7 protein-coding genes and 5 pseudogenes are annotated in these 11,802 nt (G+C 59.3%); 8 read left to right on the forward strand and 4 right to left on the reverse strand.

Annotation, left to right across the window (positions count from 1 at the left end; translation table 11 throughout):
* Nucleotides 1-156: 156 nt before the first annotated feature.
* Nucleotides 157-1,800 carry a PAS-domain containing protein gene (locus AC0L2O_RS34345; protein WP_473372891.1) on the reverse strand — a complete coding sequence of 548 codons (1,644 nt, stop codon included), beginning with the start codon at nucleotides 1,798-1,800 and terminating at the stop codon, nucleotides 157-159.
* Between the two features lie 80 nt (nucleotides 1,801-1,880).
* On the opposite strand from AC0L2O_RS34345, the gene AC0L2O_RS34350 reads away from it, so the two are divergent.
* Nucleotides 1,881-2,189 carry a hypothetical protein gene (locus AC0L2O_RS34350; protein WP_473372892.1) on the forward strand — a complete coding sequence of 103 codons (309 nt, stop codon included), beginning with the start codon at nucleotides 1,881-1,883 and terminating at the stop codon, nucleotides 2,187-2,189.
* Between the two features lie 670 nt (nucleotides 2,190-2,859).
* A pseudogene (locus tag AC0L2O_RS34355) lies at nucleotides 2,860-3,202 on the forward strand (hypothetical protein).
* A gap of 131 nt (nucleotides 3,203-3,333) precedes the next feature.
* Here AC0L2O_RS34355 and AC0L2O_RS34360 read toward each other — a convergent pair.
* A complete protein-coding gene (locus tag AC0L2O_RS34360) occupies nucleotides 3,334-3,552 on the reverse strand; it encodes a hypothetical protein (RefSeq protein WP_473372893.1) in 219 nt (72 codons plus the stop codon).
* 627 nt (nucleotides 3,553-4,179) lie between these two features.
* Between AC0L2O_RS34360 and AC0L2O_RS34365 the strand changes: the two genes are divergently transcribed.
* Nucleotides 4,180-4,965 carry a dihydrodipicolinate synthase family protein gene (locus AC0L2O_RS34365; protein WP_473372906.1) on the forward strand — a complete coding sequence of 262 codons (786 nt, stop codon included), beginning with the start codon at nucleotides 4,180-4,182 and terminating at the stop codon, nucleotides 4,963-4,965.
* On the opposite strand, the gene AC0L2O_RS34370 is transcribed toward AC0L2O_RS34365, so the two are convergent.
* On the reverse strand, nucleotides 4,962-5,249 hold the full coding sequence (locus AC0L2O_RS34370) for a hypothetical protein (RefSeq protein WP_473372894.1): 288 nt from the start codon (nucleotides 5,247-5,249) through the stop codon (nucleotides 4,962-4,964). The two genes, AC0L2O_RS34365 and AC0L2O_RS34370, sit on opposite strands and share 4 nt — an antisense overlap.
* Before the next feature lie 81 nt (nucleotides 5,250-5,330).
* On the reverse strand, nucleotides 5,331-5,549 hold the full coding sequence (locus AC0L2O_RS34375; protein WP_473372895.1) for an HAD family hydrolase: 219 nt from the start codon (nucleotides 5,547-5,549) through the stop codon (nucleotides 5,331-5,333).
* A gap of 15 nt (nucleotides 5,550-5,564) precedes the next feature.
* Here AC0L2O_RS34375 and AC0L2O_RS34380 point away from each other — a divergent pair.
* The 5 genes and pseudogenes from AC0L2O_RS34380 to AC0L2O_RS34400 form a co-directional block, all read left to right on the forward strand.
* Nucleotides 5,565-6,236 (forward strand): annotated as a pseudogene (locus AC0L2O_RS34380) (outer membrane protein); the annotation flags it as partial.
* A gap of 277 nt (nucleotides 6,237-6,513) precedes the next feature.
* Nucleotides 6,514-7,797: an IS256 family transposase gene (locus AC0L2O_RS34385; protein WP_473372896.1), complete on the forward strand. Its 1,284-nt coding sequence runs from the start codon at nucleotides 6,514-6,516 to the stop codon at nucleotides 7,795-7,797.
* A gap of 36 nt (nucleotides 7,798-7,833) precedes the next feature.
* A pseudogene (locus AC0L2O_RS34390) lies at nucleotides 7,834-8,433 on the forward strand (aminotransferase class III-fold pyridoxal phosphate-dependent enzyme); the annotation flags it as partial.
* A gap of 1,230 nt (nucleotides 8,434-9,663) precedes the next feature.
* Nucleotides 9,664-10,533: pseudogene (gene panB, locus AC0L2O_RS34395) on the forward strand (3-methyl-2-oxobutanoate hydroxymethyltransferase).
* Between the two features lie 134 nt (nucleotides 10,534-10,667).
* A pseudogene (locus AC0L2O_RS34400) lies at nucleotides 10,668-11,801 on the forward strand (IS256 family transposase); the annotation flags it as partial.
* Nucleotide 11,802: the final 1 nt, after the last annotated feature.

An 11,802-nucleotide genomic window follows, 5' to 3' on the forward strand; every position in this document is an offset into this window, starting at 1 on the left:
CTCGGCAAACCCGATGACGCTAATGCGCCGCTTCCAGATTCCAAATCAATGACTTGGGAATTCTTCACGGAGGACGATGTCAACCATTTGGCACAGAACAGAAATGAGCGACAGTACCCATATTCGCCTGCACGGAGGGTGACGTAATGCCAGCTGCTAGTCGGTGGTCCCAGCCTGATCGGAGAGGTCTTCCACCATACTCACGAATATGTGTGAGTCCTCTCCGGGGGCGCCAATCTGCAAACGCCTCCACGAGATCACCCGGCGGCCATGAACTGGATTGCAGCTAGTACACACAATAGGCTCAAGCTGCTGGCTTTGCGCAAGTAGCTGCTGGTCGCGCTTTTCTATCAGCTCGGCCGTTTCCGAAGAAAACAATTCGCGCGCGGTCTTGCCGACAATGTCGGTGCGCGACAGCCCCATCTGCCGTTCGGCCGCCCTGTTGATGAACAGATAGCGCAGACTGCGCGCGTCCTTGGCGATGATACCTTCACGCACGTTCTCGACAATCGTGGCGAGCAGGCGTTCGGTACGCTCGAGAATACGCTCGTGCTGCCGCTGTTCCGTGACGTCCTCCTGGACGGAGAACCAGCCGCCGGCATCAATAGGCCGTTCATAAATTTTGACGATCCGGCCGTCGTCGAGCGTTACCTCGTAAGCTGCCGGCTCCCTCTTTCCGATCCGAACGAGAATGGCCGAAACGTACTTTTTGATGTCGCCGCTGAACAGCCCGTGCTGCAGGATCTCGCCGAGCGACGCCCCTGAGTCGATGGTCTCGGGCAGATTATACATGCGCCGGTAGTTGCTGTTCATTGCAATCACACGTGCCTTGCCATCGACCATGATCAGGCCTTGCGGCATGCTGTTGATGACGGCGGAGAGCTGCCACTTTTTAACTTGGTACTCGTCGTTGAAAGCGTCGCGCTCGGCCATTGCGGCGTCGCGCTGCTTGGTGAGGTCCAATTCAAGTTGTTCGAGCTCAAAAACTTGAGCGACAGCAGCGCGGAACTTCTGCACGGCGCGCGCCAGGTGCCCGATTTCGTCGTGGTCTCGCAGATGTGGCACCTCGCTTCCGATGTCCCCGGTTCCGATACGATCGGTCGCCTGGGCAATGTCTGAAAGCCGCGCCAGCACTGAATCCCGGATCACAAGAACATTGAGCGCCGCAAGCACCAGCGCCGCCAAACCCAGCATGAACAGGTACCCTGCCGCACAGCGATTCTTTTGCGCGAGCCCATCTGCTTCGCGAGTGCGTTCGTTGTAGCCGCGCTGCAACGCTTCCAGATCCGCATTCAGCCTGCTCCGAACCGTGCTGCTGGGTTCGGTGTCCCCGAACTCGCGGGCAGCTGCGGGGCTAATCTCCACCGCCCGGCGCACCAACTCCTGGCGGAAATCGATGAATTCGGCAATCCGCCGTTTGAGCGATACGAACTCTTCGAAGTCTTCCGAACGTACCGTAGCCTCCCAGCCGTTCATCACCTCCGCAACCTCGTGGTTGCGCTTGAGGATTCCGTCCGCGAACTCTTTCACCTTGGCTCGCTCGGTAGACATGTAGATGCCGCGCGAGTCCATCACGATCGCATAAATGGATGCGTTGACCAGTCCGGAATTGATCGCCGCTTCAGCGGAGGACGTTTGCGTATCACGGTAGGAATTCTGCAGTCGCACGGTCTGGACAGACATGACCAGGAGAAAGATCGTAACAATTCCCAAAAACCCGGCGATCGCATAAACTTTCTCGCCTACTGTCAGCTCGTCGACCCCGCGCGCAAAGCGGATGTATTTTTTCAGAAGCCGCACGACGGGCCCGGCTTCAAGGCCTGCTATCGCAGCATTCAGTACACATCCCAGCCTAAACCTGCGCAACATAAACTATCCGATTGTCCAACCTTGAGGTTGTGCGCGTTTACGGGGGCAATGTGCGTCGAGGATCGGCCGGCGTCGGAGAGCACCTTATTCTTGCGGCGAGCGCTTGGGCGGCTCCGGGCTTTCCTATACATCCGGACGAGTTCGATCAGATTTTAGATTCCGAACTTAGTGAAAACCTGCATGCCATGTTCTCCGGCGCCATAGCCCCAGATTGCGCCAGGTTCAATCTCCATTTCATTGGCGGCTTCTGGCAGCCAGTCTTCATCTTGCTCGAGGTCCTCAGCAACATGCTTGATGCCGCCAACGTGGCGAACCGCTGACGTACATGATTACACAGCTCAAGCGGCGATGGCTGATGCTAGCCTCCAATGCAGGGGAGCAGCCCGTCCAGCCGATGAACTGAATGAGCAGGGGCCACGCGAGCGACGGTTCACTTCATGTGAAAACGAAGACAAGCAGGCTCGAGCAGAGTAGCGCAACTCCTAATGCGGTCAGCCCTAGGAAACTGCTGGAGACTAGATCATGACTGCCCATGAACGACCTCTGCGGCGAGAAATAGAGATCGGCAGTCGCCGCTTCGTTCGCTTTCCAGCCAATCTCTAGATTATTATCCAAATGAGTCGCACAATTCCTGCTGGTCCCGCGATGCGGCGCAGTTTTCCGGTAAAATTGATGGACAGTTCGCCGCGCTCCAGCGGGCAAGCTCGCTTAATGCTATGGCGCCTGCAAACGGATCGCGCTCCCTCTGACGCTGATGAGCATGCGCGGGAAATCAGAGCTGTGCACTTAAACGCGCCTATGTGAGCCGCTCGACACCGCTCAGCCTTGGCCAGCCCCTCGGGGTCGTGGATTTACCGCTCCTACTCGGTCGCCGGTCGGCGATCTCAAGGCCGTACGGCACAGCAAAGGTTGTTTTTCAGACGCAACCGCGTCGGAAGTAGTGCGCGTTTGCGCGCCCTGCGTTCGCTGTATTGGACCTTCCTCGAGCAAATGGGCTGGAAGCGGCGCGAGCGCGGCGTCTTTTGCGCGATTGGCTATCTCCGGATCAGCGTGCGCAGTTTGATGCCGAGAGTTATTTCGAAGTCACGGGCTCCACACCGGCCGGCGATATCGAATTCATCAGGGCACTATGAGCAATGATTTGGAGCTTGATGAAGAACGACAGCCTAAGATCGGGTGGTGTTTCGTTCCCGAACGGGCCCTGGCAGCTGGCGACGTGATGCTCGCCCAGAAGATCGCGCTCGAAACCGACGAAGCCGCAGTGCTCGCGCTTGCCCAGCGGTTTTCTCCGAGGCTGCCCTCCCTGTGCCGAGTAGTGCGGCGCGCTTACTAGGCCGCTCACGGGCGGGGCCGCAGCTTGTGACGGCGGCGGCCCCTTGCCGCGAAGGAGGCGGTTACGCGAGACACAGCCACCTGCGCGACGATGAGTAACATCAACGCAGTGCTCGCCTTACGCAACGGGATCTACTTGTTAGCCTTAATCGGTGCCGCCTGGCCGCGCTTTGTGATGATCTTCTCGACATCTGCCATCGTTTCGGTGAATGCGTCCCACAGCCGTATCGCCTGAGCTGCGCTCTCTGCTTCGGTGAAATATGCAGTTTTGATCAGCAACCGGTTCAACAGATACGTGACGCGGGCGTTGTCAGAGTGCCGGGTTCGCAGAGCGATAATCTGTCGACGCATCTCGACGAGGTCCAGCGTTTCGTGTTTTGACGGCCTCTTCAAAATCACACTCGCGCGCGCGGCCGGGCAAACGAAGCCGCCACGCCGAATATGATGCGCGACCCGGCTTCGCCTGGGCGGACCCGGACGGGGGCAATGTCCGGTGCACAAAGCTAACCCTCCGATGCGCCGCTCCAGTCAATTTTTCAAGTTAAGCTTGATCTCCTCGCGGGAAGTTAATTCGGGAACCGAGAAGCCCCCACCGGAATGTACTTGCCGGTGAATGCCAAGAAGGAACGTCAGGGCCTGCGTCGGAATTCCTGACTGAGCAACAGCTGCGAAACTTCGAGATGCATCGTGAGCTGTGACTGTGCGAGCCTCGCCAAATGCGTCGGGTTCTTGACCGCTACGGTTTCCGTTCACGACCCGCGAGATACCGCCGATCGCGATCCTCTTGGAGACAGCGTCGAGGCCGTGCCGCAGGCGACGACGGCCGACCGTCCTACTGTTGAGGATTGCCGATGTCGAACGCGCCTAGACGGTAATCTTCGCCCGACGATTGGTCAGTCGTCGGCCGGGCGATCAAGGTGAATGTCGCGTCGGGGTAGCGCGTCCACACCTCAATGTCCTCTGAAGTAACGGTTAGATATCCGAAACTCCGTCGGTCTCCTTGGCAGCACCGGCTCGTACCGTTATTTCACGCGTGAAGAGCGGCGCCGCGCTGTCGAAACGGTAGTTGACCAAGCTGCGGGGCGCGCACCAATCCTGCTCGGTGTTGGAGCTTTGCGCACGGACGACGCCGTGACACTCGCTCGGGATGCTGCGGCCGCCGGCGCGGCCGCGGGACTTTTGGCCCCCGTCTCCTACACTCCGCTGACTGACGAGGAGGTTTTCGAGCATTTCGTCACGGTAGCTCGGGAGAGCGGGCTTTCGATTTGCATCTACGATAATCCCGGCACGACGCACATCTGCTTTACGCCGAATTTGATAGCTCGGTTAAGCCGGGTGGAGGGAATCATCGCGCTGAAGAGTCCCGCACCGGAAGCTTCCGCCGCCGCCGGTCATCTGAAGGTTCTGCAGGAGGTCGTCCCGAGTGGATTTTCGCTGGGCTACAGCGGAGATTGGAATTGCCTGGATGCGCTGCTGGCGGGCGGGGAGACCTGGTACAGCGTTTTGGGAGGAATTTTTCCGAACACCTGTCTGGCGCTCGTTCGCTCGGTGCAAAGCGCTGACACCGCAGAGGCGCGACGGTTGAACGACAGCCTGCAGCCCATCTGGCATCTCTTTAAGGCGTTCTCAAGCCTGCGCGTGATTTACGCGATTGCAAAGCTCAAGGGGCTCTGCGCGGCAGAACCTCCGGGTCCGATCCTGCCGTTGTCGGCCGACGCCGAAAAGAGGATTTTCGAGGCGCTGGCAAGCCTGGAGCTCGTCTAAGGGCGTGTTGAAAAGCAAGTTGCCTGAGCCGCGCGAAGCGAACTGTCGCGGCTGCGTTCAAGCGTCATCCAGCGACATCGCGCTTCCCTTTTCCAACGTTCAACCTCGCGGCTGGACGGCAAGGATAACAGGACGGCACTTAGATGCTGGGCAAATCCAGCGATTGAAGGATGATCATGGGCGCCCGCTCCAGTCGAGCGATCGGCGCCGAAGCGATTTTTGTTGGCTTTGATATGCAACTCGATTTGCTGACGCAACATGCTGATGCCAATACCCGGTCCCATGTGTCCAACTTCGATAAGGCCTATTCTCTGTCCCGCTGTCTTAGGAGCGACGTTGTGTGATCATTCCTCGCCAATCATGATTTATGCGTTCCGGAAAAAGCCATGGTCTTGCAGAATTGGCAACAGCTCATGATGGTTGTTGATTGTGTAGTCGGGATGCGCCGCTCGCAAGCGCAACTCAGAAACAAATCCTCCGGTAATAGATATACTTATGAGTCCGAGATTCCGTGCAATATCCGTTTCGACCGGCATATCGCCGATAATCAAGGTTGACGCCGCCTTCAAGTTGTTCTTCTGCATGTATAGACGAAGCCGCTCTCCTTTGCACCGGTCCTGCCTCTCTACAACAACGCTCCGCAGGCGGTCGCGGCTGCAATCTAGGACTGGAGCGGCCTCTACGTAGGTATGAACGGAGGCTTGGGCTCAAGCTCGAATTGCTGGGATTTCAATGGCCGCACGCCTGAGGGCTGCCATGATGCGCCCGGCATGACCATAGGTGGACAGATCGGCTATCGATGGCAGATCGGCCACATCGTGGTGGGCGTCGAAGGCCAGGGGAACTGGGCTGATCTGAGCGGATCCAATCTCAGCATCCCATTTGCGGATTTTAATCAGAGCAAAATTGATGCGTTTGGTACGGTCACGGGGCAGATCGGTTATTCGTTCGACAACGTACTGTATTACGTCAAAGGTGGCGCCGCAGTGACGAGCAACACCTATCAGGTCAACTCCGTAGTCGCGGGCGTGCAGTTCGCGAGCTCCAATAGCAGCCCTTGGGGCGCTACTGTGGGCGCCGGGATCGAATTCGGGTTCGCGCCGAACTGGTCGGTGAGCGTCGAATACGACCACTTGTTCATGCGGGATGCCGACGTCAACTTTGTCACGGCTACTGGTCCAGTGGGCGGCGATCGCATCCGCCAAAATTTAGATCTTATGACTGCACGTCTGAACTATAAGTTCGGTGGTCCGATTTTGCTCAAATATTGATCGGTACTTGCGTTGGTGGATCGAACGCCCCCGGCCCACCGGCCGGGGGCGCTGACCTAGGGAGCCGAAAATCGCTCAGCGCGATCGTCTCAAGATCGATGCGGTATCCACATCTACTTCTGCAACCCGCAAAGCGCTTAGCAGCGCGGCACTAACGACAATACCAAGGGTAGCTGCGGGAGCTATCGCCCAAAGTTGGTGACGGCGGGAATCGGAAAGGCGGCATATCGTGGGGGTGCTTGACGCCTCCACTTCTCCACCGAAGGAGCGATATGCCGTGTCCAACGATAACGTCATCGATCTGATTCAGCCAGGAATCTTCGACGATCAACTCACAGAAGTCTTGCGCAATGGGGCGCGTGCCCTGCTTGCCCAGGCGGTCGAGGCCGAGGTTACAGACTTTCTTGGCCAACATGCCGTTTTGAAGACCCGGGACGGCCACCAGCGCGTCGTCCGCCACGGTCACCTGCCGGAGCGCGAGGTGATGACCGGCATCGGTCCGGTCGCCGTCCGCCAGCCGCGTGTACGCGATCGCGAGGCCGCCGCTGCCGATCCTGGCCGCATCCGGTTCTCGCCGTCGATCCTGCCGCCCTACATGCGCCGCTCGAAGTCGATCGAGATGCTGCTGCCGGTGCTTTATCTGAAGGGGATTTCGACCGGCGACTTCTCCGAGGCGCTGGCGGCGCTGCTTGGCAAGCATGCTGCCGGGTTGTCGGCATCCGCCATCGGTCGCCTGAAGGATGGCTGGCTCGACGAACACATCGCGTGGCAGAGGCGCGATCTGTCGGCAAAGCGCTACGTCTACATCTGGGCCGATGGCATCCATCTCCAAGCACGCCTCGAAGACGAAAAGCAGTGCATCCTGGTGCTTATCGGCGCGACGCCGGAAGGCCGCAAGGAACTGGTCGGCTTTACCGATGGCGTCCGCGAGAGCGCGCAGGACTGGCGCGATCTGCTGCTCGATCTGAAGCGGCGCGGGCTCGACGTGGCTCCGCGGCTCGTCATTGCCGATGGCGCACTCGGGTTCTGGAAGGCGGCCGGCGAGGTCTGGCCGAAAACGCGCGAGCAGCGCTGCTGGGTGCACAAGACCGCCAATGTGCTCGCCAAGTTGCCGAAGAGCCAGCAGCCGAAGGCCAAACGCACATTGCAGGAGATCTGGATGGCTGAAACGAAGGTCGCCGCCGAGCTGGCGTTCGACGCCTTTATCGAGAGCTACGCGCTGAAGTACGAGAAGGCCGCCGATTGCCTGAGCAAGGATCGAGACACGCTACTTGCGTACTACGACTTCCCGGCCGAGCACTGGAAACACTTGCGGACCACCAACCCCATCGAAAGCACCTTCGCCACCGTGCGCCACCGCACCATCCGATCGAAGGGCTGCCTGTCCAACAAGACGGCGCTCGCGATGGCCTTCAAACTGCTTGAGGCCGCGCACAAAAGCTGGCGTCGTCTGGATGGCCACAACCAGTTGCCAAAACTCGTTCTCGGTGTGACATTCAACGATGGGATCGAGGTCATCGCCACACCGACCGACCGTCAGCCCATAACCGCCGCCGCCTGACCGGCTCCGGCCGTCACCAAAATTTGGCGATAGCTAATTTGCGAAGCCTCGGGCGTCCTGTTCATTGCCGATGAGGTGATGACGGGCTGGGGCCGCACCGGTACTCTATTTACCTGCGAGCAGGCAAATGTGACGCCTGATATCGCCTGCTATTCAAAAGGACTGACGGGCGGAGCTTTGCCATTGGCCGTGACGTTATGCCGGGCCGATATATTCAATGCGCATTACTCAACAGATCGTACGCGCACATTGTTTCATTCGAGTTCATATACGGCCAATCCGATCGCTTGCGCAGCCGCAAAGGCTAATCTGGAGCTCTGGCGGGACGAGGAGCCTAGCGCGCGCGTAAGGTCGGTCGCGAACATGCAGGAGCGCGCGATCGCGCCCTTCCGCACTGACTGTCGGTTTGAAAATGTCCGTCAGACGGGGACTATCACAGCGCTCGACCTGAAATCGGCTGATAGCGGTTATCTCGCGAGCGTTGGTCCGAAGCTTCAGCGCCTGTTCAGAGACCGGAATCTGCTGCTGCGGCCGCTAGGAAATACGATTTATGTGATACCCCCTTATTGTGCGACAGCGGCAGATCTTGACGAAATCTACGCCGGCACCAGTGAAGCTGCCGATTTTCTGGCTTGATGACGTGCGCTTAAATTCAGCCGCAACAGAGAGTTCTGCCACAGAGGTTTGTGCTGGCGATCGGAAAGGTTTGCGGCTTTACATACGCCATAGAGGTCAATCGATCTAAATCCATCGAAGATGCGGTGAAGAGAGCAGGATTTATTCGTCGCAAACCCGTTAATTGCAACAATCGGGAGTCGCCGGGGAGTAAAGTTGGCGAGACCAGTGGAGCATGCCGACGGCGCATCGAGCCACGCGGGAGAAGCGGTGATGCGAGCCCAATCGGGCGGACCATGCTGCACCCCTGTCACAGCCGCTTCGAAGCAAATCGGGGCGCGATGTAAGCAGTTTGAAGTGTCGAAGGCATAACGTCTACAGGAGGCGAGAATGCGCAATGGCTCCGATAATTCCCGCCACGGTTCAGCCCGGTGCTGCGCGATTTGCGGAGGAAAGTTTGGCTTGGTCCGCTACTACAATTGGCGAACGGCTCTTTGCTCCAGAAAATGCGTCAATCGCCTCAAGGCGCGGCAGGTAGCCAATCTCAAATGGTTACGCTCGCAGCGACTTGCTTGATTGTGGCGCTTCGCTCAGGTGCGGGATCACGCATGGAAATTGATAGCGCGGATTTCGAGCGCAGGTTGCGCAAAACTGTTCGCGCGGGCGTCTGGTCGCGGTGGCGGGCGAAGCCCTGGCCTTTGAGGACATCGTCCAGAACAATGTGATGCCGACCGCTCGCGTGCAGCGCGCGCGGGCGGCACGTGATCACAGCTACAATCGAGCAGGTCTCAACTCGTCCTCATGGTTGAGAGCAGCACAGAAGCAACAGGTAAGAGATGTCGGCGACAATCATCGATTTTAGCACTTTCAAGGTCCACAGGCGCGTCTCGTGTAGAACAGCAGGCCACGCGCCGCCCTCGACAGCGCTCGAAGGCGCGGTCGCGCCACTCTTCTTTTTTCCGCTTTTCTTGGCTTGGATGCCGTTTTGCCTAATGGCATTGCCTGCGGCGGACCAAGAGACCACCGGCACATCCCTGTGAAGTTGGCGACGGACCATCCACCCGGTTGACAACGCGTCATGCTTCGCGGCTGGTCGAGAAGGCCGTCATCATTCGCGAAATTGGTGCGGCTCAAGGGACTCCCGAACAAGCCTGGGATGCGTTGGGTCGTGGTCGTCGCAACCAGCTTGATGCGCCTCCTTGCGAAGGCTTATTCCGAAATACGGGTGATCGAAGGACATGGATTTGAAGAATGGGTCACATTTCGTCTCCAACCGCGGAAAGGGTCACCATTCCAGTCTTACGACGCTGGAAGCGGGAGGGGCGTCGTGTAGCGATGACCACTGCTTACGACGCCGTTTCGGCGCGCATCGCCGATCCCCTCGTTGATATCCTTCTAGTGGGGGATAGCGTTGGCAACGTCTGTCTCGGGTTCGACAACACCCTCCCAGTCAGCGTGGCAAGGATGAACCACCATCTGGAGGCAGTGGCCCGCACGAGGCCTCGTGCCTTGCTTGTGGCGGTGCCATTCCTCAGCTTTCACCTCAGCCCGGAGGAGACGATCCGAAACGCTGACGGATTCCTGCAGCGTGGCGCAGACGCTGTGAAGCTGGAAGGGGGAGCCAAGCGCGTCGAAATGATCCGTGCTTTGGCCGATTGCGAAATTCCCGTGATGGGTCATCTCGGCCTCACCCCGCAGAGCGTGAATGTGATGGGCGGATTTAAGGTGCAGGGGAGAACGGCCGATGAAGCCCTGCGCTTGCTGGATGACGCCCATAGTTTGCAGGAAGCCTGATGCTTCGCCCTAGTCCTTGAAGGTATCCCAGCCGATCTCGCAGCGCGTGCGACCGAAACCCTGATGATTCCAACGATCGGAATCGGCGCGGGCCCCTCCTGTTCCGGCCAGGTGCTCGTATTCCATGACCTCCTGGGTCTGACCGCAGGTCACCGCCCCAAATTCGTTCGCACTTATGCGGATGGCTTTGGGCTTTTGCAAGACGCGTTGTCGCGCTGGGTCGCCGATGTGCGAGAGGGTTCGTATCCGAGCCCAGACGAATCTTACCGGCTTGCTGAGGGCCTTGGCGAGCCGATCGCACAATGGACGCCTTCGAATCGGACGTAAGAGCTACAGATGCAAACCATTAGGACGGTCGCGGAGGAGCCATCGCCGAAAGTTGGTGACGGCGGGAATCGGGAAGGCGGCATATCGTGGGGGTGCTTGACGCCTCCACTTCTCCACCAAAGGAGCGATATGCCGTGCCCAACGATAACGTCACCAGACTGATTCAGCCAGGATTCTTCGACGATCAACTCACCGAAATCTTGCGCAACGGGGCACGTGCCCTGCTCGCCAAGGCGGTCGAGGTTGAGGTCACAGACTTTCTCGGCAAGCATGCCGATTTGAAGACCGCGGACGGCCACCAGCGCATCGTCCGCCACGGTCACCTGCCGGAGCGCGAGGTGATGACCGGTATCGGTCCAGTCGCCGTTCGCCAGCCGCGTGTGCGTGATCGCGAAGCCGCCGCCGGCGATCCCGGCCGGATCCGGTTCTCGCCGTCGATCCTGCCGCCCTACATGCGCCGCTCGAAGTCGATCGAGACGCTGCTGCCGATCCTTTACCTGAAGGGTATCTCGACCGGCGACTTCTCCGAGGCGTTGGCGGCGCTGCTCGGCAATGATGCTGCCGGGTTGTCGGCATCGGCCATCGGTCGCCTGAAGGACGGCTGGTTCGACGAGCACGCCGCGTGGCAGAAGCGCGATCTGTCGGCGAAACGCTACGTCTACATCTGGGCCGATGGCATCCATCTCGAAGCCCGCCTGGAGGACGAAAGGCAGTGCATCCTGGTGCTGATCGGCGCGACGCCGGAAGGCCGCAAGGAACTGGTCGGCTTCACCGATGGCGCCCGCGAGAGCGCGCACGACTGGCGCGATCTGTTGCTCGATCTGAAGCGGCGCGGGCTCGATGCTTCCCCGCGGCTCGTCATCGCCGATGGCGCACTCGGGTTCTGGAAGGCCGCCGGCGAGGTCTGGCCGAAAACGCGCGAGCAGCGCTGCTGGGTGCACAAGACCGCGAACGTGCTCGCCAAGTTGCCGAAGAGCCAGCAACCGAAAGCGAAACGCGCGTTGCAGGAGATCTGGATGGCCGAAATCAAGGCCGCCGCCGAACTGGCGTTCGAGGCCTTCATCGAGAGCTACGCGTTGAAATACGACAAGGCGGCCGACTGCCTGGCCAAGGATCGGGATACGCTGCTGGCATTCTACGACTTCCCGGCCGAGCATTGGAAACACTTACGGACCACCAACCCCATTGAAAGCACCTTCGCCACCGTGCGCCACCGCACGATCCGATCGAAGGGCTGTCTATCTAACAAGACTGCGCTCACGATGGTCT

This window comes from Bradyrhizobium sp. Kon10, assembly GCF_055807395.1.